We start from the raw sequence: 22,125 nt of genomic DNA on the forward strand, positions 1-22,125 counted from the left end.
TTGGAGTGACCGATGACGGCTGTGCCCGCCCCTGTTTCCTCGACCGCGGCCGGCGCGCTGTCGGCGTTCCTGCGCGGCGTCGAGCGCCGCGCCCTGGTGGTGGCTGAGCTGCAGTGCGGCGATGCCGCGCGAGCCGAGCAGACCCTGGTGGCGGTGATGCGCGCCTTCGCCGCGGTCGCCAGCGACCTGCCGATGGCGCAGTGGCCGATCCGCTTCTGGACCCTGCTGGGCCAGCGCCAGGCGCTGCGCGAGCCGGTGGGCGGCCAGTGGCTGCCGCCGTTGGCCGCGCTGGGCGAAATGGGGCCGCTGCCGCGCTTGGCGCTCCTGCTGCGGGTGGGCGGCAGTCTGGACGAGGGTATCGCCATGCGCGTGCTCGACCAGGACGAAGCGGGCTACCAGCACCTGCTGGCCGATGCCTGCCCCCGTGATGCGCACGGCCAGCCCGATGCGTCGGCATGGCGCCAGCTGGCCGAACAGGTGCAGCTGCGCATCCGCGACCTGCCGGCCAAGCGCCTGCAGCAGCTGCAGCAGCCGGCTGCGCCGGCCGCCAGCAATGAAGCTCCCGCGACGGGCTGGCGCGCACCGCAGCGCGACGATCGTGCGGCCGCCCAGGGCAAGCGGCGGCGTCCCAATGCCAGGCCGCGCTGGCGCGGCCCGGTGATCCTGCTGGTGACGGTGGCGGTGCTGTTGGCCGCGGCACTGGGCTGGCGCTACTGGCAAGGACATTCATCCGGTAGCGACGCTCCACTGCCGGAAGGGGTAGTGGGCGAAGCTGGCCCGGTCACGGTGGAAGCTCTTCCGCCGAGCAAGGTCAATGCCACGCCGGATGCGACCCCGGCCCAAGCCTCCGACGACGCCATGATGCTGGCCGACCGCGACTATCCGCTGGTGGCCGATGCCGATCTGTATGCCTGGACCGCCGCCGGCGGCCCGTTGCCGGTGGACGAATCGCAATCCAGGCCGAGCCGGCCCGAGCCCGCCAGCGCCACGCTGGAAACCGCTGCCGCCGATGAATAAGACCCTGTTCGCCAGCCTGCTGCTGGCCCTGCCGTTGTCGCTGTCCGCCGCGCCGCAGACCTTGAGCGTGCCGCTGCCGCCGCCAGTGCCGGGCAGTTCACCGGCGGCTCCCGCTCCGGCCACCACAAACACGACGCCCGCTGCGTTCACCCAGCTCGACGCCCAGCAGCAGCGTCAGCGCCGTGCCGACTACGCGGCCTGGCGCGCCCTGCCGGAGAGCGAGCGGGAGCGCATCCGGCAGGCTGCGGCGCGGTTCAATGCGCTGCCGGCGGACCAGCAGCAGCGCCTGCGCGAGCAGTTCCAGGCGCAGGACCAGGCCTTCCGCGAGGGCTGGCGGCTGGGCCCGCAGCTGGGACTGGAGTTCCCCAAGCTGCACGGCCTGTTCGGCTTCGTGCCACCGGAACAGCGCGAGGCCGCGCTGGCCGTGCTGCGCCAGCTCAGCCCGGCGCAGCTGGCCCAGCTGACCCTGGTCGCGCAGCGCACGCCACCGCAGGAGCGTGACACGGTGCGAGGCGCGTTCCTCGCCGTGCCGGCCGCCGAGCGCGATGCTTGGCTCAAGCGCCAGGCGGGGCAGTAAACCGGAAGGCGTAGCGTCCAGGGGTAGCGTCGACTGTTGGTCGACTGCTCTTCATACTGATCCGCGAAAAACCCGCGCTGCGCGCGGAAGTCGACTGACAGTCGACTCTACAGGGCGGGCGTTTTCCCCCGGTAACGCGATCGCAACGCGTGATGCCGGGGCCTGCCGGAACCCAGCATTCACGCCATGTCATGGGAATGCGCGCGCTGCGCGCGTAAGATGACCGGCCGCAACCCGGTGCCTGTGCCCTTCGCGCGCAACCGTAGTTCGCGTCAAGCACCTTATGTCTACTGCAACCTCCACGCCGCGCTTCAGCAAGGAAGTCGGCGCCACCGGTCTGCTCGCCCTGCCGCTTGTGCTCGGGCATGTGTCCACCGGTCTGATCTCCTTCGTCGACAACGTCATTGCCGGCCACCACGCCACCGCGACCCTGGCCGCGGTGACCATCGGCACGGCGCTGTTGTGGCTGCCGATGCTGATCCCGATCGGCACCCTGATCTCCCTCACCGCCTCGGTATCGCAGCTGCACGGCGCCGGCCGCGAGCGCGAGATCGGCCCGCTGTTCCGCCAGGCACTGTGGCTGGCGCTGGGGCTGGGGCTGATCATGTTCACCTTCCTCACGGTGGTGCCGCCGCTGCTGCCATCGTTCGGGATCGCGCCGGACATCGTGCCGGGGGCGACCGCGTTCCTGCACGCGGTGCGCTGGGGCGGGCCCGCATTGACCCTGTACTTCTGCATGCGTTACCTGAGCGAAGGCATGCACTGGACGTTGCCGACCATGCTGCTCGGCTTCGGCGGCCTGCTGGTGCTGGCGCCGATGGGCTACGTGCTGGCCAACGGCAAGCTCGGTTTCCCGGAACTGGGTGCGGAAGGCCTGGGCATCGCTTCGGCGGTGATGATGTGGCTGCAGGCCACGGCGTTTGCCCTCTACCTGTGGCGCACCAAGCGCTTCGCCCACCTGCAGCTGTTCTCGCACTTCGAAGGACCGCGCTGGAAGGCGATCTGGGACCTGCTGCGCACCGGCCTGCCGATCGGCATCACCGTGCTGATGGAAGGCGGCCTGTTCATCGTCACGGCGCTGCTGATCGGCCGTCTGGGTGCGAATGAAGCGGCCGCGCACCAGATCGCGATCAACGTGGCGCAGCTGTGCTTCATGATCCCGATGGGCGTGGCCGAGGCCACCACCGTGCGCGTCGGCCATGCGGTTGGCCGTGGCGATGGCTTCGGCGTACGGCGTGCGGCCTGGGCCGGCTACGCGATCATCATGGGCACGCAGACGCTGTCGGCGGCGGTGCTGCTGTTCGGCCACGATGCCATCGTCGGTGTCTACACCAACGACCTGGCGGTGGCCGGCCTGGCCTCGACGCTGCTGCTGTACGCGGCCACCTTCCAGTTCCCGGATGGCATCCAGGTACTGTCGGCCGGCGCGTTGCGCGGCCTGAAAGACACCCGCGTGCCGATGTTCATCGCCATGTTCGCGTACTGGGGCCTGGGCATGCCGCTCGGCGCCGGGCTCGGCCTGGGCCTGGGCATGGGCCCGCAGGGCATGTGGATCGGCCTGATCGTTGGCCTGACCGCCGCTGCCATCCTGATGGGCTGGCGCCTGCGCCGCAGCAGCCTGCGCATCGGCCAGTCGATGTTGTCCTGACCTTTGCGCCCGTCATGCCGACCCATGGCGGGCGATCCCCTGACTTGTGTCCGATGCCGCATCACGCGGCACCGGCTATGCTGGTACCACGGCAAGAAGCCATCCGGAGCGTTCCATGAATCAACCCGTGCCCCCGCTGCCCCCGGCGCGTCGCAACCCCGTCGCCAGTTTCTTCATCGGGCTGTGGGACGTCATGAACTTCACCCGCCGGTTGATCCTCAACCTGCTGTTCTTCGGCCTGCTGTTCCTGCTGCTGGTGATGTTCGTCATCGCGGCGGGCATGGGCGCCGGTGCCAGCAAGTCGCTGCAGGACCGCACCACCCTGGTGATCGCCCCGGAAGGCCGCCTGGTCGAGCAGTTCAGCGCCGACCCGGTCAGCCGCGCGCTGGCCAAGGCGGTGGGTGACAACGGCGCCGAGGAGATCCAGCTGCGCGACCTGCTGCGGGTGATCGAGTCGGCCAAGGAAGACAAGAAGATCGAGCGCGTGGTGCTGGAGCTGGACAAGCTGCAGCCGTCCGGCTTCGCTTCGCTGCGTGAAGTGGCCACCGCGCTGCAGGACCTGCGTGCCTCCGGCAAGCAGCTGGTGGCCTACAGCGAGAGCATGGGCCAGTCGCAGTACCTGCTGGCCGCACAGGCCGACGAGGTCTACCTGGACCCGATGGGGTCGGTGGTGCTCGAGGGCCTGGGCCGCTACCGCCAGTACTTCCGCACCGGCCTGCAGGACAAGCTGGGCGTGGACGTGCACCTGTTCAAGGTGGGCGAGTACAAGTCCGCGGCCGAGCCGTACGTGCTCGATGCGGCCTCGCCGGCCTCCAAGGAAGCCGACCTGTTCTGGATGAACGACGTGTGGCAGCGCTATCTGGCGGACATCGCCAAGGCGCGTCGCCTGGACCCGGCACAGCTGGCCGCCGGCATCGACACGCTGCCGGAAGGCATCGCCGCCGCCGGTGGCGACCTGGCCAAGTTCGCCCTGCAGCAGAAGCTGGTGACCGCGCTGAAGACCCGCGAGGAATTCGAGGATCTGATGATCGAGCGCGGCGTGGCCGACGACGATGCCGACGGTGGTTTCCGCAACGTCGACTTCGGCACCTACCTGGGCCAGCTCGATGCGCGCCGCAACCCGGTGGACAACCGTCCGCAGGTAGCGGTGGTTGTGGCCGCCGGCGAAATCAGCGGCGGCGATCTCCCGGCCGGCCGCATCGGTGGCGAATCGACCTCGGCGCTGCTGCGTGCCGCGCGTGACGACGAGAACGTGAAGGCGGTCGTGCTGCGCGTGGATTCGCCGGGCGGTGAAGTGTTCGCCTCCGAGCAGATCCGCCGCGAAGTGGTGGCCCTGCAGGCCGCCGGCAAGCCGGTGGTGGTGTCGATGGGCGACCTGGCCGCCTCCGGTGGCTACTGGATCAGCATGAATGCCGATCGCATCTATGCCGATCCGTCGACCATCACCGGTTCGATCGGCATCTTCGGCATGGTGCCGAACTTCAGCCGCGCGCTGGACAAGATCGGCGTGCACACCGATGGTGTCGGCACCACCCGTTTCGCGGGTGCGTTCGATGTCACCCGCCCGATGGATCCGGCCGTTGGCCAGGTCATCCAGTCGGTGATCAACAAGGGTTACGCCGACTTCACCGGTCGCGTCGCCGACGCCCGCAAGAAGCCGGTCGAGGCCGTCGACGAAGTGGCGCGTGGCCGCGTGTGGAGCGGTGCGCAGGCCAAGGAACGTGGCCTGGTCGATGCCTTCGGTGGCCTGAAGGATGCCGTGGCCGATGCCGCCAGCCGTGCCAAGCTGGGCAAGGCCGATGCCTACCGCGTGCGCTACATCGAGAAGGCGGCAACGCCGTTCGCGCAGTTCGTCAGCGGTTTCGCCGGCAGCCGCGCCGGCGCCTGGATGCTGTCCGACTCGGGCATGGCGCGGATGGTGCTGGCGCGCACGATGCCGGAAGTGGATACGCAGCTGCGCTTTGTCGAGAACGCGGCGCGCGAGAAGGGCAACGGCACGCCGGTGAAGGCGCTGGCCTACTGCTTCTGCGGGTTCTGATCGGCAACGGTGACGAATGAAAACGCCCGGCCCTGGCCGGGCGTTTTCGTTGGTGGGGTCGGATCCCTTTGCCCCGCAAAGGGCTCTGACCCCACAGGTCACTGCGTCGCGTCGGCCTCGTCCTTGCGTTCGCGTGCGGCGGCTTCTTCCACCGCTTTCTGCGCGCCCTTGGCGCGGTCCAGCGGTTCCTGCATCGCACGCGACATCGCTTTGGGCACCGGTGGCTTCTCCGGGTCCGGCGTCGGCGGCCGCTGGCAGGCCACCAGCAGCACGCCGGCCAGCAGGGACGAGAACAGGGTCAGGATGCGCATGGCGGCTCTCCGCAGTGGGCGTACGTGCAGTGTCGCATCCTCGGCAGAGGGCCGCCGTGAGCGCGTATCCTTGCCGCATCGAAATGCAGCGGGCGCGGCCCCGGAGGACACATGACCCAGCAACGGTGGCGCCTGGACGGGCAGACCGCCCTGATCACCGGTGCCAGCGCCGGTATCGGCCTGGCCATCGCGCACGAACTGGCCGGCTTCGGCGCGGACCTGATGATCGTCGGGCGCGATATCGACATGCTGGAGACCGCGCGCGACGAGCTGCTGGATGTGTATCCGCAGATGCAGGTGCACGCGCTGGCCGCCGATGTCTCCGACGACGAGGACCGCCGGCAGATCCTGGACTGGGTGGAAGACCACAGTGATGGCCTGCACATCCTGGTCAACAACGCTGGCGGCAACGTCACCAAGGCGGCCACGGAGTATTCAGAGGACGAATGGCGGAAGATCTTCGAGACCAACCTGTTCTCGGCGTTCGAGCTGTCGCGCTACGCGCATCCGCTGCTGGCTCGCCACGCATCGTCGTCGATCGTCAACGTCGGCAGCGTGTCCGGCCTGACCCATGTGCGCAGCGGCGTGGTCTACGGCATGAGCAAGGCCGCGATGCACCAGATGACCCGCAACCTGGCCGTCGAGTGGGCCGAGGATGGCATCCGGGTCAATGCAGTGGCGCCGTGGTACATCCGCACGCGGCGGACCTCCGGTCCGTTGTCGGACCCGGATTACTACGAGGAGGTGATCAACCGCACGCCGATGCGTCGTATCGGCGAGCCGGAGGAAGTGGCCGCCGCGGTGGGCTTCCTGTGCCTGCCGGCAGCCAGCTATGTCACCGGTGAGTGCATCGCGGTGGATGGCGGCTTCCTGCGTTACGGGTTCTGATCTTTCCGCGGGTAGTGCCGGCCGCTGGCCGGCAACTGCAATCATCTGAAGATCCTGTGGTTGCCGGCCAGCGGCCGGCACTACCGGGTGGCGGTCACCCCGGTACCGGGCAGTTGCTGGCCTCCAACACCGCCTGCAGCCGCTCGCGTTCACCGCGCGCGGTATCGCGGTTGTCCGGTGCGGCGAAGCGTTCACGGCCGCGGGCATCGCGGAAGCGCTGCTGCCAGCTGCCGCATCGCTGTGCTTCGGGAAGTTCCTCGCAGTGGTCGCGTACGACTTCGCAGCCGGCCGCGTTCATCGGCGTGACCCCGCCCAGGCCCTGCACCATCATCGGTACGCAGCGACCAGGTGATGCCTCGTACTCGTGCAGATAACCACCGCCCTGTCCGTCGGTGCACTGGAAGATCGGGGGAAGCGGCGGCTTCGGTGGACCGTTGCCTGCTTTGGCACGGGCATCGGCATCACGGCGCAGGGTCGCACTGTCGAGAATCTGGTTGGCACCTTCGCGTTCAACCATTCCCGCTTCCATGATGGTGCGTCCTTCGTCCGCGCGTCGTGGTTTCGCTGGGGCCGCAGGGGCAACGGCCGGCCCGGCCGGCACCGGCGCGGGTGTTTCGACGGGGGCGGGTGCAGGTTCCGCAGCCACAGGTGCAGCGGCAGCCGGCTGCGGGTTGGCCGGGCCGGGCACGCGCAGCACCTGCTGCCTGCTGCCGGTGGGGCACGGCGTGCGCTGCAGGGTAGGGACGTCACTACTGCTGGAGGTACAGCGGTAGATCACGGCCTCTTCGGCCAACGCGCTTCCGGGCAGCAGCGCCAGAAGCAACCAGATCAGTCTGTTCATGCTCACAGCGTACAGGCTGCGCTCAACGCTGGCAGTCGCGTGACAGGCGCGCGTCGATGCCACGCTGTTCGTTGTTGATGGCGGTGCGCTCGCTCTGCAATGCGCTGTTGTAGCGACGGTCCAGTTCCCAGCGGCGGTCGCGCAGGCGCGCACAGACCTCCTGTGGCGGCAGCGCGTGGCAGCTGTCGCGCACCAGCACGCTGCCGGCCGGGACCTGCACGCCTACGCCGACGGCGGGCGGCCGGTAACCGGGACCCTCGCCGACGGGCGGACCGATCGGTGTGCCGATGGCCGGGCGCGGACCCGGGTACGATGGGCCCCGATGCCCGTGTGGCAGCCAGACGCTGGTCCACAGCGGCACCCAACGCGGATTGCCCTCGTTGCTGTCGCTGGTATAGCGCTGGCCATCGTCGCGCACGCATTCGTACAGCGGCTGCGGCGGCTGGATGTAGACGTGGCGGACCTCGCGGTCACGCATCACCGGAGATTCGTCCGGCGGTGCGGGCGGCGCATCGCTGCGCACCACCCGCGGCGCTGGATCGCGCGGGCGCTGCAGGTCGCGGACTTCCTGGCGGCCGCTGTTGCAGGGCCTGTCCTGCAGGGCCACGGCGCCGTTGCTGGCGACGCAGCGGTAGACCCGCACATCCTCGGCCGCCGGTGCCGTCGATGGCAGCAGCAGGCACAGGCCCAAAGCGGTGCGCAGCAGGTTCATGACGGCAGGGTGCGCGATTGTCCGGGGCAGCGCAATCGGCCGCTCAGGAGCGCAGCACGTTGCCGCTGAGCGCGTCGCGGATCGGGGTGGGCTGGGCCAGGCCGCCGGTTTCGCCATCCAGGATGCCATCAAGCAGGCGCAGCAGGCGTGGATCCAGTTCTTCGCGGCGGCGCGCCGGTGGTTCGCCGGCCAGGTTGGCGCTGGTGGAGACCAGCGGGCCTCCCCAGGCACGGCAGAGTTCGGCCACCAGCGGGTGGGCGCTGATGCGCACGGCGATGCCGCTGTGCTCCCCGGTGACCCACGGCTGGGCACGGGGTCCGGCCGGCAGGATCCAGGTGTTGGCGCCGGGCCAGCTGGCCAGCACCGCGCGCTGGCGTGCGTCCGGCAGGGCCTGCAGGCGCACCCAGCCTTCCAGCTGCGCCAGATCGGCCGCGACCAGAATCATGCCTTTTTCGATCGGGCGCTGTTTCAGTCGCAGCACCATGTGCACCGCCGCCTCGTGCGAAGGGTCACAGCCCAGGCCCCAGACCGCTTCGGTCGGGTAGGCGATCACGCCGCCCGCGCGGAGCGTGGCGACAGCAGAGTCCAGGGTGAGTTCTTTCATGGCGGCGACCGGCCCGGCGTGGGCCTTCATTATCCCCCTGCTGCGTGCAGAAGGGGTGGACCCTGGCACCCGGTAGTGCCGGCCGCTGGCCGGCATCTGATGCTTCTGGGGTTGCCGGCCAGCGGCCGGCACTACCCCTCATCCACGTATGGCGTGGAGTTACTTCGCGGCCTTCTTGACGGCCTTCTTCGCCGGGGCCTTCTTCGCGGCGGCCTTCTTTACTGCTTTCTTGACCGCGGCCTTCTTGGCAGGCGCTTTCTTTGCAGCGGCCTTCTTCGGCGCCGCTTCCTTCTTCACTGCCGCCTTCTTGGCCGGGGCTTTCTTCGCGGCGGCCTTCTTGGCACCAAAGCCCTTGCGCACCGGCTTGCCGGTTTCTTCCATCAACTGCTGCACTTCAGCCAGGGTCAGCGACGCCGGTTCGCGATCCTTGGGGATCTTGCCGTTCATCCTGCCGTCGCTGATGTACGGGCCGAAGCGGCCGTTCAACACCTGGATGTCGCTGCCCTCGAACTCCTTGATGATCCGGTTGCGCGCGATCTCTTCCTTCTCTTCGATCAGGAACACGGCGCGGGCCAGGTCGATGGTGTACGGGTCGTCCTCCTTCTTCAGCGAGGCATAGGTGCTGCCGCGCTTGGCGAACGGGCCGAAGCGGCCGATGCCGACGCTGACCGGCTCGCCGTTGTCCTCGCCCAGTGCGCGCGGCATCAGGAACAGCTCCAGCGCGTCTTCCAGGGAAATGGTGTGCATCGACTGGCCGGGGCGCAGCGAAGCGAACTTCGGCTTCTCCTCGGCATCTTCGGCAGTGCTGCCGATGGCGGCATAGGGTCCGAAACGGCCCAACCGCACGCTGACCGGCTTGCCGGTCTTGGGGTCGGTGCCGAGCTCGCGCGCGCCACTGGCCTCCGCGCGGTCGACCGATTCCTTCTTGTCTTCGACCAGTTCCTTGAACGGTTCCCAGAAGCGCGACATCAACGGGATCCAGTCTTCTTCGCCACGCGAGACGGCATCGAGCTCGTCTTCAAGCTTGGCGGTGAAGTCGTAATCCACGTACTGGGTGAAGTGGCTGGACAGGAACTTGGACACCGCGCGGCCCACATCGGACGGGCGGAAGCTGCGCCCTTCCATTTCCACGTACTTGCGGAACAGCAGGGTCTGGATGATCGAGGCGTAGGTCGAGGGACGGCCGATGCCGTACTCTTCCAGCGCCTTCACCAGCGCCGCTTCGGTGTAGCGCGGTGGCGGCTGGGTGAAATGCTGTTCGGCCTGTATGCGTTCCAGCGGCACGCGGTCGCCGGGCTTCATCGCCGGCAGCTTGCGGCCTTCGTCCTCGTCCTCGGCACTCTTGTTGTCCTTGCCTTCCTCGTACACGGCCAGGAAGCCTGGCACGACCACGGTGGTGCCGCTGGCACGGAACACGTGTTCGCTGCCGGCCGACAGGTCGACGCTGACCGTGTTGAGCGTGGCCGGAATCATCTGGCAGGCCACTGCACGCTTCCAGATCAGTTCGTACAGGCGGCGCTCGTCGTCGGTGAGGAAGCGGGCGACCTGGGCCGGGGTGCGCAGGGCCGAGGTCGGGCGCACCGCTTCGTGCGCTTCCTGGGCGTTCTTCGACTTGGTCTGGTAGGTGTTGGGCTGGTCCGGCAGCGAGGCGATGCCGTAGTCACGGGCGATCACGTCGCGGATCTCGGCCAGCGCATCCTGCGACAGGTTCACCGAGTCGGTACGCATGTACGAGATCAGGCCGACGGTGCCTTCGTCACCAATCGCCACGCCTTCATACAGCTTCTGCGCCACCTGCATCGTCTTGCGGGTGGTGAAGCCGAGCTTGCGCGAGGCTTCCTGCTGCAGGGTGGAGGTGGTGAACGGCGGCGCCGGGCGGCGCTTGCGCTCCTTGCTGGCCACGTCGGTGACGTGCAGCGTGCCCTGCGCGGCCTGCTGGATGCGCATCCGCGCCGCTTCAGCGGTGTCGCCATCGGTGATGGTGAACTGCTCGAACTTCTGCCCGTCCAGCTTGATCAGCTTGGCGTTGAAGTGCTGCGACGGGTGCGCGCACTCGGCGGCGATCGACCAGTACTCGCGGGCGATGAAGGCTTCGATCTCTTCCTCGCGCTCGACGATCATGCGCAGCGCCGGGCTCTGCACGCGGCCGGCGGACAGGCCGCGCTGGACCTTGCGCCACAGCACCGGCGACAGGTTGAAACCGACCAGGTAATCCAGCGCGCGGCGCGCCTGCTGGGCATCGACCAGGTCGCTGGCGATCGCGCGCGGCTGGCTGATGGCTTCCTTGATGGCGCGCGGGGTGATCTCGGTGAACACCACGCGCTGCATCGGCTTGTCCTTGACCAGCCCGCGTTCCTTCAGGATCTCGGCGATATGCCAGCTGATCGCTTCACCCTCGCGATCCGGGTCGGTCGCCAGCAGGATGTCGTCGGCGCCCTTGGCGGCCTTGGCGATCGCGTCGACGTGCTTCTCGTTCTTGTCGATCACGTCATAGTGCATGGCGAACCCGTTGTCCGGGTCGACCGCGCCTTCCTTCGGAATCAGGTCACGCACATGCCCATACGAGGCCAGGACGGTGTAGTCCTTGCCGAGGTATTTGTTGATCGTCTTGGCCTTGGCCGGCGATTCGACGATGAGCAGGTGCTTGGGCATGGCAGCAGGGTCTGTGGGGCGAACCGTGGGGAAGGGGCCGCTAGGGTGGAGCAAATGGCCGCATTAGTGAAGCGGCCACGCGCAAATCCATAAACTGAACGCCCGGTAATGTGCCGGGCGTTCAGGTTTCACCTTATTAGAGGAATCACGCCCGGCCAGCCCGTGTCAAGCAGCCAGCCGTGAGGATGGCCGTTCAGGAGGCCATCTTGGCGATGAAGCCGACCGCGAACACCAGCAGCGCCAGGCCCACCAGCGACAGTACCGCCGTCAACACCAGTACCAGCACGGTGACGGTGCCCAGCTCGCGGCGCTGCAGGTGGGGCTGGTCGGTGTAGGCCCAGCGGTCAACCACCAGAGTGTCGCAGATCATGTCGTGCAGGCCCTGCTTGCGCTCGGTGAAGGCCGCCATCAGGAAGCCGATGCCGAGGGTGAAGCTGCTCAGCAGCATGGCCCAGTAACGACCGAACGCGCGGGCCTTGGTCAGGCGCTCGCCGTTGCCGCGGACGACCTTGATGCCGACCGCCATCTTGCCCAGCGTGGCGCCGCCCTTCGAGGCATGGAACCAGGTGTAGTACGCCATGCCGATGCAGAGGTTGATCAGGGCACTGGCCAGCTGGGCCACGATCTCGATGGCCGATTCGCCACTGCCCACCGCGCCCATGCTGGCGCCCAGGATCGCACCGAGGATGGCCCCGATGATGCTGCCGGGGATGACCAGCACGAAGTAGTCGATCATGTAGGCCGCCACGCGCTTCCAGAAGCCTGCGTAGACCACTTCACCGCCAACCACTGGCTGTGCGTGGCCACCGCTGCCGACCGCGGCTGGAGCGCTGTATGGCGAGCTGCTGAGCGCGCCGGTACCGGGCAGCGGTGCGGTACCGCTGTCGATGGCGGCATAGTCGCTGCGCAGGTCGAACCCGCCGCTGCTGGTGGCGGTGCTGGCATCGGCCAGCGTCTGCAGGCCGAGCTCGTCGACCACCTGGCGCAGTGCAGCCCACTGGGCCATGCCCTCGCGCCAGACCAGGGTGTCCAGGTTCAGTAGGCCGCGCTGGAAACGCTGGCGGATCTCCTCGACCGGCAAGGGCCCCTGGCGTTGCTGTCCTTCTGCGTAATACCACTCAGTCATTGCATGTTCCCTGTTGAATCGTCCTTGGAGGTGCCGGTGTGCGCGCGGTTCAGCCGCGGCACGACGGCGGCAGGTACTTGTCGTCGCTTTCGCCGCTGCATTCCCAGCGGCCACTGTCGCGATCGTATTCCAGCCACAGCAGATCGCCATCGAGGCTCTTGCCGGGCAGCGCCAGGGTGGCTTCGATGCCGCAGTGGCCGTTGTTGAAGCGGCCGATGTTCACTGCCGAGAGACCGACCTGGGTGAAGTCGCCAGGGGCCGGGAAGCCGGCGTCGTTGGCACCGGGGCAACGGCCTTCGTCATCGGCGAAATGCTGCACCTGGTCCTTCAACGGCTGCAGCGCGGACACTGCGCCGGCGACCTTGGCGCGCACGGTGTAGTCCTTGTAGGCGGGCAGGGCGATGGCGGCCAGGATGGCCAGGATCGGTATCAGCACCAGCAGCAGGCCGCCGCCGATGATCGCAGTGAGGGCGCAGCCGGACAGCTTCTTCTTCGGTGGCGGCAACACGCCGGCCGGCGGGGTGGCGGCATACGGCGTGGACGGCGGCAGCACCGGCGGCTGCGGTGCCGCCGGTTCCTGTTCCGGTTCGGGCTCGATGGTCGATGCGGAAGCGTCGAGTGCCGGCACGATCAGGCCGAGTTCGTCCACGACGGTGCGCAACGGCTGCCATTGCGGCAGTCCGTCGCGCCAGACCAGGGTGTCCAGGGTGATCTGGTTGTTGCGGAACAGCTCGACCAATTGTTCCGCCGGCAGCGGACCTTGCTGCCGGTTGCCTTCTGCATGGAACCACTCGCTCACGGGGACGCTCCTGAATGCGCTATGCCCCCAAGTGTACGGTCAGTGCAGGGGTTCTGGCTCGTCCATGAACATCTGCGTCTCCATCCAGGCATAGGCCGCTTCGGAGCCAGGCTGGTTGAACAGCACCATCAGTACGACCCATTTCAGGTCGTCCAGGTCCAGTTCGTCCTGGTCCAGGGCCATCGCCCGGTCCAGCACCAGTTCGCGCTGGTCGGCGTCGAGGATGCCGTGCTGTTCCAGGTACAGCAGGAAGCCGCGGCATTCCACGTCCAGCTTGTCCAGCTCGGGGCCGTGGTAGACGCGCACGGGGCCGTCGACCCGTGCCTGGGCCACGCTCGGCCGCTGCGCGGCCAGGGCGTCGAGCCAGTCGAACGCCTTGTTGATCTCGGTTGGGCTGAAACCGGCCTGGATCAGGCCGTTCTGGAGCGAATCGCGGTCACGGATCAGGTCCGCGTCTTCGCTGAAATAGTGTTCAAACAGGTACAGCAGTACGTCCAGGATGCTCTCTTTCATTGCCCCTCGGCCTGCGTCGCGCGACGCTGTGGAGGTGAAGAAACTAGGGAGTTCGACAGTAGCGGCCGTGTACGCACACCACGATTCCCGCCAGTTCCATGGCCAGCAGCATGGAGGACACCTGGGGCGCCGTCAATCCACAGCGTGTGATCAGTGAATCCATACTGCTTGGGTCGTGGTCCAGGGCCCGCCACAAGCACTGGTAGTCAGGGTCGTCGGCCCAGCGCGCCGGCAGGAGCGCCGGCGGTGCCTGTTCAGTGGGGGTGCCCAGCCGTGATTGCAAGCCCGGCAGCTGCTGGCGAAGGGCAGGGGCCAGCAGTTCCAGCACTTCCTCGGGGCGCTCGACCAGTGCGGCCCCTTCACGGATCAGCCGGTGGCAGCCCGCTGCGCGTGGGTTGAGTACCGAGCCGGGCAGGGCACAGACTTCACGGCCCGCCTCGGCAGCCAGCCGTGCGGTGATCAGGGCGCCGGAGCGTTGCGCGGCCTCGACCACCACCGTCGCCAGCGCCAGCCCGGCCACCAGGCGGTTGCGCGCGGGGAAGTGGCCCGGGCGTGCCGGTGTGCCGGGCAGGTACTCGCTGAGCACCGCGCCCTCGGCGGCGATCCGCCCCTGCAACCGTTGGTGGCTGTCCGGATAGGCCCGATCAGGGCCGGTTCCGATCACCGCCACGGTGCAGCCGCCTGCCTCCAGTGTGGCCAGGTGGGCGGCCGCGTCGATGCCGGCCGCCAGGCCACTGGTTACGGCCAGTCCGGCCTCGACGAAGCAGCCGGCAAAGCGCGCGGCCAGCGCGCGTCCTCCCGGGGTGGGCGAGCGGCTGCCGACCAGCGCCACCGAGGGGCGCCAGGCCAGGCTCGGATCGCCCGCCACGAACAGCGCCAGTGGCGGGTTCGGGACGTCCAGCAGGGGCGGCGGAAAGGCCGCATCGGCAAAGGACAGCAGATGGTGGTCGTCGTCTTCCAGCCAGTGCCGTGCCACGGTCCAGGCGCGGGCGTCGGGGCGTTCCAGTGCAGCGCACTGCTCTGGCGTGCAACCGTGCGCGCGCCAGGTCGCGGCGCCCTGCGCGATCGCGGCCTCCGCGCTGCCCGCGGCCTGCAGCAGGGTCCGCCGTGGCGCCAGCGCGCCGCCTGCCATCACCAGGCGCAGCAGCGCCTCATCAGCTTGCTTGGTCATTCCCCCACTATCGAGCGCATGCAACAAAGGCGCCCTAGGGCGCCTTCGCATGTGGCTGTCAGGTTTTGCCGGAGACCGCCCCTGTAGAGTCGACTGTCAGTCGACTACCGCGCGCAGCGCGGGCGCTTTCGGGGGGCGGTGAAGAGCAGTCGACCAACAGTCGACTCTACCGCGCGTCCGGGTGCAACGCGTTGTACCCCACGCGCACCGGCTTCACGCCCTGCATCACCAGCGCGTAGCTGACATTGTCGAAGGTGCGGAACACCATGGCATGCGCCGCGTACTCGTCCGGCAGCGAGACCCGGCCGGCGCCGGTGCTGAGCGAATCGTCCGTGCGCGACGAGTTCGGGTACTTCATGCGGTGCGCCACATGGCGGCCCGGGCGCCACAGCGAGAACACGGTTCCATTGTCCACGCCCTGCGTGCGACCAGCCGAGATCGCGATCACGTCGCGGGGGCCGCCGGCGGTGAACATGTCGGTGACGGCCAGCACGCGTACGTCGACGCCCTCGACGCCTGCGGCGGGGACATGGGGCACGAACTGCAGGTCGTACGGCCTGGCCTCGATCGGCACCAGGCGGTCGCCGGCACGCACCTCACGGCCGCCTTCGTTCTTGTCCAGCACCAGGGTGGACGCCTCGACCTTGCCTCCGGCGACATGGGTGATGGTGCCGGTGGCGACCTGGGCCAGCTCATAGCCGAGCACGCCGCGGCGGTGGTTGGGTGCGCTGTAGGCGCGCCACAGGTTGCCGCTGCCCGGGGTGACGTCGCCGTTGGCGGTCAGGTCCTCGGTCGGCTTGGGCTGGGCGTAGCGCACGGTCGGGCGGACAACCGCCCAGCGCTGGCCTACCTGGGCGTCAGCCAGGCGCACATAGACGGCGTGGCCGCTGGTGGCACGCAGGCGTTCCTCTTCCAGGCCGGCCACGTAGGGCAGCTGCTCGATGCTGTCGACCACGCTCAGCTGCTTCAGGAACGGCTCGACCTGGGCCAGCGGAATGGCGTCGATCGGGGCCTCCTGGCGTGGGCCGGGCCGGGCCGCCACGGTTACCCGGTCCAGGTAGGCCAGGCTCAGGACGTCACCGGGATAGATCAGGTGCGGATTGGCGATCTGCGGATTGGCCTGCCAGATCTCCGGCCACAGCCACGGCTTCTGCAGGAAACGTGCGGCGATATCCCACAACGTATCCCCTTTTCGGACCACATAGGTGTCCGGGTGCCCGCCATTCACTTCCACGGCGGTAGCATAGGCAGCCACGGTCAGCATCGCCGCGGCGACGACCGTACGAAAACGAAGCAACATAGGTGTGAAGCCCTGATTCCCCAACAGGTCCGCGCACTATAGTCCAGAAACCGGGGCGCAAGGCAAGCGTTGGAGCTAGAATCTGCGACGTATGCCGGCGTGCCGGCCCCCTATCCGGAAACAGCCATGGCCCTTCTCCCCATTCTCGAGTTCCCCGATCCGCGCCTGCGTACCAAGGCCGCGTTGATCGAAGCTGCCGAAGTCACCACGCCGGCCTTCCAGGAACTGATCGACAACATGTTCCTGACCATGTACGACGCCCCGGGCATCGGCCTGGCCGCCACCCAGGTGGACGTGCACAAGCGCTTCATGGTCATCGACGTCAGCGAAGAAAAGAATGAACCGCATGTGTTCATCAATCCGGAAATCGTCGCCAAGGACGGGGGCCGGGTGTACCAGGAGGGCTGCCTGTCGGTTCCGGGCATCTTCGCCGACGTGACCCGTGCCGACACCATCACCGTGAAGTACCTGGATCGCAACGGCCAGGAACAGCAGATGGAGGCTGGTGACGTGCTGGCCACCTGCATCCAGCACGAGATGGATCACCTGGACGGCAAGCTGTTCATCGACTATCTGTCGCCGCTCAAGCGCGAGATGGTGCGCAAGAAGCTGGCCAAGCAGCGCAAGCACGTGGCGTGATCGCCAATCCGGGCCACCCTTCGGGTGGCCCGTGCCTGCGCGGCTCGCGCGGGCTCTACGGCGCCGGCCGACGGCGCCGTTTTCTTTCCTGCACGAATCCATCCTGCAAGTGGGGTAGCCATGAGGATTGTCTTTGCCGGTACGCCGGAATTCGCGGTGTCGTCGCTGCGCGCGGCTGCGCGCCACCATGAGGTCGTGGCCGTCTATACCCAGCCTGATCGCCCGGCCGGCCGAGGCCGTGGCCTGGCGCCTTCGCCGGTCAAGCTCGAAGCCGTGGCCCGTGGCATTCCGGTCTACCAGCCGGAGTCGCTGAAGGACGCGGCTGCCCAGCAGCAGTTGCGCGACCTGCAGCCGGACCTGATGGTGGTGGTGGCCTATGGCCTGATCCTGCCCAAGGCGGTACTGGCCATCCCGACCCATGGCTGCTGGAACGTGCATGCCTCGCTGCTGCCGCGCTGGCGCGGCGCTGCGCCGATCCAGCGTGCGATCCAGGCTGGTGACGCGAAGACCGGGGTGTGCCTGATGCAGATGGAGGCTGGCCTGGATACCGGCCCGGTGCTGCTGCACCAGGAGCTGCCGATCGCCGCCACCGATACCGGCGGCCAGCTGCACGACAAGCTGGCCGAGCTTGGTGCCCAGGTGTTGTCCGATGGCCTGGGCCTGCTGCGCGCGGGCATCAAGCCGATCGCGCGACCGCAGCCGGAACAGGGCGTGACGTACGCGCACAAGCTGGACAAGGCCGAAGCCAGGCTGGACTGGGCGCAGGACGCCGACGCGCTGGCGCGTACCGTGCGCGCGTTCAATCCGTGGCCGATCGCCGAGGCAACGCTGGCTGGCGAACGCGTGCGCATCCATGGTGCGGTGGCACTGGAGGCAGACCACGGCCAGGCGCCGGGCACCGTGCTGGCCGCCGGCCGCGACGGCATCGACATTGCCTGTGGCCAGGGCGCGCTGCGCCTGCGCGTGCTGCAGCGTGAAGGCGGCAAGGCGATCACCGCTGCCGATTACCTCAACGCTCGCCGCGACCTGCGCGTGGGGGCATAAGCGGTGTCCAAGCAGAACGATTTCTCCGTCGCCAAGGCGGCACCGGGCGCGGCCACGCGCATGCTGGCCGCACGCGTGCTGGCACAGGTGTTCACCCGTGGCCGTTCGCTGAAGGCCGAACTGGCCTGGGCGCTGCCGAAGCTGGCCGACAGCCGCGACCGCGCGCTGCTGGAAGCCCTGTGTTTCGCTGTGCTGCGCCGTCGCAGCACCTATGACGCGGCCTTGCAGGCCTGGATGCAGAAGCCGCTGTCGGCGCGCGATGCCGACCTGCGCACGCTGCTGATGGTCGGTTTCGCCCAGCTGGACGTGCTCGAACTGCCTGCGCACGCAGCGCTTTCGGCTACGGTCGATGCGGCGCGCGCGCTGGGCCGTGAGCGCCAGGCAGGCCTGGTCAACGCGATCCTGCGCCGCGCCCAGCGCGAGGGGTTCCCCGAGCAGCCTGCGCGCGACGCCTTCCCGGAATGGTTGGCTGATGCGATCGAACGCGACTGGCCGGCGCACGCCGAAGCGATCTTCAGCGCCAGCCTGCAACCCGCGCCCTTGTGGCTGCGTGCCAACCGCCAGCACGGCGGTCGCGACAAGGCCCTGGCGACGCTGGCCGAGGCCGGCATTGCCGCTGAAGCCACTGCACTGTGCGCCGATGCGTTGCGCCTGGCGACCCCCGTTGCCGTGAACCAGCTGCCGGGCTTCGGCGATGGTGCACTGTCGGTGCAGGACCTGTCGGCGCAATGCGCGGCCGATGCGCTGGCACCCGCGACCGGTGCCCGCGTGCTGGATGCCTGCGCGGCACCCGGCGGCAAATCGGCGCATCTGCTGGAGCGTGACCCGAGCCTGCGCCTGCTGGCGCTGGATATCGACGCGCGCCGTCTGGCCCGGGCACGTGACACTTACACCCGCACCGGTGTGGGCGAGCATGCGCAGACCCTGGTCGCCGATGCCAGCGATCCCGGTTCGTGGTGGGACGGCGTGCCGTTCGACGCGATCCTGCTGGATGCGCCATGTTCGGCCACGGGCGTGATCCGCCGCCAGCCGGATGTGATGTTCCACCGTCGCGCCGAGGACGTCGATGCACTGGTGGGCGTGCAGGCGCGCCTGCTGGAAGCCTGCTGGTCGATGCTGCGCCCCGGCGGCGTGCTGCTGTACGCCACCTGCTCGATCCTGCGCGCCGAGAACATCGATCAGGTGCGTGCGTTCCTGAAGTGGCATCCGGACGCGGTGGCGCAGCCGCTGGGCGATGCGTTCGGCGTGGATTGCGAAGGCGTGGCACGCCAGCGACTGCCTGGTGACAACGATGCTGACGGTTTCTTCTACGCGCGTCTGATAAAAGCAGCCTGACCCCCGCTGCCGTTTCGAGTCCCATGCTGAAGACCCACGCGTCGCGCCAGACGTGGTTGTTCGTGGTGGTGGCCCTGCTGGTGCTGGGGGCCGGGCTCGGTCTCCGCGATCCGTGGCCTTCTGACGAACCACGCTTCGCGCTGGTGGCCAGGCAGATGGTCGACAGCGGTTACTGGTTGTTCCCGCATCGCGGTACCGAGCTGTATTCGGACAAGCCGCCGATGCTGATGTGGTGGCAGGCCTCGCTGTATGGCCTGGTTGGCCACTGGCGCGTGGCCTTCCTGCTGCCCTCGCTGCTGGCCGCATTGGGCACGCTGTGGTGCGTGGTCGATCTGGGGCGCCGGCTGTGGACGCGGCAGGTCGGGCTCTGCGCGGGGTGGGCACTGCTGTTCGCGCTGCAGTTCACCTTCCAGGCGAAGAAGGCGCAGATCGATCCGCTGCTGGTGCTGTTCATCACCCTGGCCAACTATGGCCTGCTGCGCCACCTGCTGCTGGGCCCGGCCTGGCGCTGGTGGTGGCTGGGCTGGTTCTTTGCCGGTATCGGGGTGATCACCAAGGGCGTGGGCATGCTGGCGCTGCTGATGATCGTGCCGGCGGCCATCGCTGCAGCCCTGCAGTGGCCCCGTGTTTCCCTGCACGCGCGCGATGGCCGCTTCTGGCTGGCACCGCTGGCCTTCCTGCTGGCGATATCGCTGTGGCTGGCGCCGATGCTGCTGGCCGCGCTGGGCACCGGATCGGACGAGTACCGCGGCTACATCAACGACATCCTGGTGCGGCAGACGGCCCGCCGCTACACGCAGTCCTGGGACCATCACCAGCCATGGTGGTACTTCTTCGGTGTCATGCCAACGATGTGGATACCCGCGTTCCTGGCGCTGCCATGGGCGATCCCGGCGTGGCGGCGGCGCCTGAGCCGCCGCGATCCACGCTACCTGCTGCCGCTGGCGTGGTGGTTGCTGGTCGTGCTGTTCTTCTCGATTCCCCAGGGCAAGCGTGATGTCTACATCCTGCCGGCGCTGCCGATGTTCTGCCTGGCGCTGGCGCCGCTGCTGCCCGGGCTGCTGAAGCGGCGCGATGTGCAGCGCGTGCTGGGAGGGTTTGCCGCGTTGCTGGCACTGGGATTGAGCCTGGTCGGGGCGCTCGCGTTGCTGGGTGATCCGCGCTTCGAGGTGAACCTTGCCCATGGACGCGGATTGCCGCCTGGCGCGACCGATGCATTGGCGTGGACGGCGCTGGCGATGGCGATCTGGTCGGCGTTGAGCCTGTGGGCGTGCGGGCGCCGACGTCGGCACGTTGCCTTGGTCTCTACCCTGGCCGGGGTATGGGTGCTGTATAGCCTGGTCGGTTATCCGGTGTTGAACGATTCCAGCTCGGCCCGTGGCCTGATGCGTGAGGTCAGCGCACGCATCGGTCCGCAGGCCGAGCTGGGATTGGTGGCATGGAAAGAGCAGAACCTGCTGATGGCCGATCGCGCGGCGGCCACCTTTGGATTCGAAGCGCGTTGGCATCAACAGCTGCAGGCGGCCGTGCGCTGGCAGCGGCTGGTTCCGCAGCACCGCTGGCTGCTGGTGAACGAAGATGCGATGCAGGCCTGCATTGACCGTGCGCAGGCCGAAATGGCAGGCATTTCCAATCGTCGCCGCTGGTGGCTTGTGCCTGCCGATGCGGTCGCCGGCACCTGCCGGCCGTCGGCGGCGGAACTCGAGCACGAGCGCCGCCTGCAGGGGCCCGGCCTTACCGATTAAGCGTTCGGGCAATGTGGCTCAGGTGCTGGCCAAGGCGGCGTGATAGGTGGCCAGGGTCGCCCCGGCGAAGGTCTGCAGGCCGAACTCACGCTCTGCATGGCGGCGGGCGGCCATGCCCATCGCCGGCAGCGCCTGGCGTTGTTCATACATCGCCTGCACCTGTGCGGCGATGGCGGCCACGTTGCGGGTGGGCACGACCCAGCCGTCGACTCCCTGCTCGATGTTCTCCGGCAGCCCCGCGTAGTCGCTGACCAGCATCGGCCTGGCGCTGGCCATCATTTCGCGGCAGGCGAAGGAAATTGTTTCGATGTCGTTGGACAGCACGAAGCCGACGTCGCCGGCGGCGATCAGTGGGCGCGTATCGGCCAGCAGTCCGGTGAAGTGGACCTGCGCGGCGACATCGCCGAGGGCCTGTACCTGCGCGCGTTGCTGCGCGTTGGGCAGGTGACCCGCGACCGCCATGTGTACGTGCGGCCGGATCGCGTCGGGGAGCAGGGCAATGGCCTGCGCAAGGTCGATCCAGCCCTTGTAGTCATCGGTGCCGGCGTTGCTGACCAGCAGCAGCGCATCCGGGTCCTGCGTCCATTGCTGCCGCATTGCCTGGCCGGCGTCGGCCGGCAGCGGCGCGAAGCGGTCCAGGTCGACGCCGTTGCGGACCACATCGATCGGGCAGCGCCGGTACGGGCCCTGCTCCAGCAGGCGCCCGGTGTGTGCCGAAACCGCAATCACGCGGTCGGTGGCCCAGCGGGCCCTGAAGGCATTGCCAAGCGTACGGGTGGGCTTGCTGTTGTGCTTGGTCAGGATGATCGGCGGGCGGCGCATGCCGAGCAGTCCCTGCATCACGAAGCGGTGATCACGAGCACCGTTGACGTGGACCAGGTCGATGCCCTCGTCCTGCACCAGCCGGCGCAGCGCATGCTGTTCGGCCAGTTGTCGTGGCAAGGTCGGCAGGCCGCTGCCAAAGGCCATCGGCAGCGGGGTGGCGATTCCTTCCTCGGCCACCGTGCGCAGCAGGCGGCTGTCGGCGGGGGCTGCGACATGGACCGTGTGCTGGCCATGCAGGGCGCGCGCCAGGGACACGATGTACGTGGTGTGGCCGCCACCGTCGCCATAGTGGAAGTTGGTGTACAGGATTTTCATGGGGGATCTTCAGGCAACGCGCGGC

General features: G+C 68.3%; 20 protein-coding genes. 9 read left to right on the forward strand and 11 right to left on the reverse strand.

All coding sequences use genetic code 11. From position 1 onward, the window contains the following. Positions 1–12: 12 nt before the first annotated feature. The 4 genes from JLDANKMP_RS20780 (at position 13) to sppA (ending at position 5,280) form a co-directional block, all read left to right on the forward strand. Positions 13–1,017 carry a hypothetical protein gene (locus JLDANKMP_RS20780; RefSeq protein WP_049460254.1) on the forward strand — a complete coding sequence of 335 codons (1,005 nt, stop codon included), beginning with the start codon at positions 13–15 and terminating at the stop codon, positions 1,015–1,017. Continuing rightward, the gene (locus tag JLDANKMP_RS20785; protein WP_005414612.1) at positions 1,010–1,594 is read left to right on the forward strand and encodes a DUF3106 domain-containing protein; all 585 of its coding nucleotides are present in this window, start codon (positions 1,010–1,012) and stop codon (positions 1,592–1,594) included. Before JLDANKMP_RS20780 ends, JLDANKMP_RS20785 begins: the two co-directional genes overlap by 8 nt. A gap of 283 nt (positions 1,595–1,877) precedes the next feature. Next, positions 1,878–3,242 (forward strand): MATE family efflux transporter, encoded by a 1,365-nt coding sequence (locus JLDANKMP_RS20790; protein WP_005414611.1) that lies wholly within the window; start codon positions 1,878–1,880, stop codon positions 3,240–3,242. A 115-nt stretch (positions 3,243–3,357) separates the two neighbouring features. Beyond that, positions 3,358–5,280 (forward strand): signal peptide peptidase SppA, encoded by a 1,923-nt coding sequence (gene sppA / locus JLDANKMP_RS20795; RefSeq protein ID WP_005411204.1) that lies wholly within the window; start codon positions 3,358–3,360, stop codon positions 5,278–5,280. 98 nt (positions 5,281–5,378) lie between these two features. On the opposite strand, the gene JLDANKMP_RS20800 is transcribed toward sppA, so the two are convergent. Next, positions 5,379–5,591, reverse strand: coding sequence for a hypothetical protein (locus JLDANKMP_RS20800; protein WP_212562003.1), 213 nt, complete (start codon positions 5,589–5,591; stop codon positions 5,379–5,381). A 111-nt stretch (positions 5,592–5,702) separates the two neighbouring features. On the opposite strand from JLDANKMP_RS20800, the gene JLDANKMP_RS20805 reads away from it, so the two are divergent. Continuing rightward, positions 5,703–6,479 carry an SDR family oxidoreductase gene (locus JLDANKMP_RS20805; RefSeq protein ID WP_005411202.1) on the forward strand — a complete coding sequence of 259 codons (777 nt, stop codon included), beginning with the start codon at positions 5,703–5,705 and terminating at the stop codon, positions 6,477–6,479. Positions 6,480–6,573: 94 nt separating this feature from the next. Here JLDANKMP_RS20805 and JLDANKMP_RS20810 read toward each other — a convergent pair whose 3' ends face one another. The 9 genes from JLDANKMP_RS20810 to JLDANKMP_RS20850 all read right to left on the reverse strand — a co-directional run bounded on the left by JLDANKMP_RS20810 (position 6,574) and on the right by JLDANKMP_RS20850 (position 16,197). After that, positions 6,574–7,320, reverse strand: coding sequence for a hypothetical protein (locus JLDANKMP_RS20810; RefSeq protein ID WP_212562004.1), 747 nt, complete (start codon positions 7,318–7,320; stop codon positions 6,574–6,576). A gap of 22 nt (positions 7,321–7,342) precedes the next feature. Continuing rightward, positions 7,343–8,032, reverse strand: coding sequence for a DUF4124 domain-containing protein (locus tag JLDANKMP_RS20815; RefSeq protein ID WP_043034572.1), 690 nt, complete (start codon positions 8,030–8,032; stop codon positions 7,343–7,345). A gap of 43 nt (positions 8,033–8,075) precedes the next feature. Then, the gene (locus tag JLDANKMP_RS20820) at positions 8,076–8,666 is read right to left on the reverse strand and encodes a Sua5/YciO/YrdC/YwlC family protein (RefSeq protein ID WP_005411199.1); all 591 of its coding nucleotides are present in this window, start codon (positions 8,664–8,666) and stop codon (positions 8,076–8,078) included. Between the two features lie 129 nt (positions 8,667–8,795). Beyond that, positions 8,796–11,288, reverse strand: a complete 2,493-nt coding sequence (locus JLDANKMP_RS20825; RefSeq protein ID WP_212562005.1) for a DNA topoisomerase I — start codon at positions 11,286–11,288, stop codon at positions 8,796–8,798. A 193-nt stretch (positions 11,289–11,481) separates the two neighbouring features. Then, positions 11,482–12,414, reverse strand: a complete 933-nt coding sequence (locus JLDANKMP_RS20830; RefSeq protein WP_212562006.1) for an RDD family protein — start codon at positions 12,412–12,414, stop codon at positions 11,482–11,484. A 49-nt stretch (positions 12,415–12,463) separates the two neighbouring features. Further along, positions 12,464–13,213 carry a pilin gene (locus JLDANKMP_RS20835; protein ID WP_212562007.1) on the reverse strand — a complete coding sequence of 250 codons (750 nt, stop codon included), beginning with the start codon at positions 13,211–13,213 and terminating at the stop codon, positions 12,464–12,466. Between the two features lie 39 nt (positions 13,214–13,252). Then, entirely contained in the window at positions 13,253–13,726 is a 474-nt protein-coding gene (locus JLDANKMP_RS20840) for a DUF494 family protein (protein WP_005411195.1), read from the reverse strand. Positions 13,727–13,769: 43 nt separating this feature from the next. Next, positions 13,770–14,897, reverse strand: coding sequence for a DNA-processing protein DprA (gene dprA, locus JLDANKMP_RS20845; protein ID WP_212562008.1), 1,128 nt, complete (start codon positions 14,895–14,897; stop codon positions 13,770–13,772). A 166-nt stretch (positions 14,898–15,063) separates the two neighbouring features. Further along, positions 15,064–16,197, reverse strand: a complete 1,134-nt coding sequence (locus JLDANKMP_RS20850; protein WP_005414604.1) for a LysM peptidoglycan-binding domain-containing protein — start codon at positions 16,195–16,197, stop codon at positions 15,064–15,066. Positions 16,198–16,323: 126 nt separating this feature from the next. Between JLDANKMP_RS20850 and def the strand changes: the two genes are divergently transcribed. From def to JLDANKMP_RS20870, 4 genes are all read left to right on the forward strand, one after another. Further along, the gene (def, locus tag JLDANKMP_RS20855; RefSeq protein WP_005411192.1) at positions 16,324–16,836 is read left to right on the forward strand and encodes a peptide deformylase; all 513 of its coding nucleotides are present in this window, start codon (positions 16,324–16,326) and stop codon (positions 16,834–16,836) included. A 120-nt stretch (positions 16,837–16,956) separates the two neighbouring features. Continuing rightward, positions 16,957–17,880 carry a methionyl-tRNA formyltransferase gene (gene fmt, locus JLDANKMP_RS20860; RefSeq protein WP_024957899.1) on the forward strand — a complete coding sequence of 308 codons (924 nt, stop codon included), beginning with the start codon at positions 16,957–16,959 and terminating at the stop codon, positions 17,878–17,880. Between the two features lie 3 nt (positions 17,881–17,883). Then, positions 17,884–19,215: a 16S rRNA (cytosine(967)-C(5))-methyltransferase RsmB gene (rsmB, locus tag JLDANKMP_RS20865; RefSeq protein WP_212562009.1), complete on the forward strand. Its 1,332-nt coding sequence runs from the start codon at positions 17,884–17,886 to the stop codon at positions 19,213–19,215. Positions 19,216–19,238: 23 nt separating this feature from the next. Next, positions 19,239–20,960 (forward strand): glycosyltransferase family 39 protein, encoded by a 1,722-nt coding sequence (locus JLDANKMP_RS20870; protein ID WP_212562010.1) that lies wholly within the window; start codon positions 19,239–19,241, stop codon positions 20,958–20,960. An 18-nt stretch (positions 20,961–20,978) separates the two neighbouring features. Here the strand turns inward: JLDANKMP_RS20870 and JLDANKMP_RS20875 are convergent, their stop codons facing one another. Further along, positions 20,979–22,100: a glycosyltransferase family 4 protein gene (locus JLDANKMP_RS20875; RefSeq protein WP_212562011.1), complete on the reverse strand. Its 1,122-nt coding sequence runs from the start codon at positions 22,098–22,100 to the stop codon at positions 20,979–20,981. Positions 22,101–22,125 lie beyond the last annotated feature (25 nt).

The sequence above is a fragment of the Stenotrophomonas sp. PE591 genome (assembly GCF_018320795.1).
Classification (GTDB): domain Bacteria; phylum Pseudomonadota; class Gammaproteobacteria; order Xanthomonadales; family Xanthomonadaceae; genus Stenotrophomonas; species Stenotrophomonas maltophilia.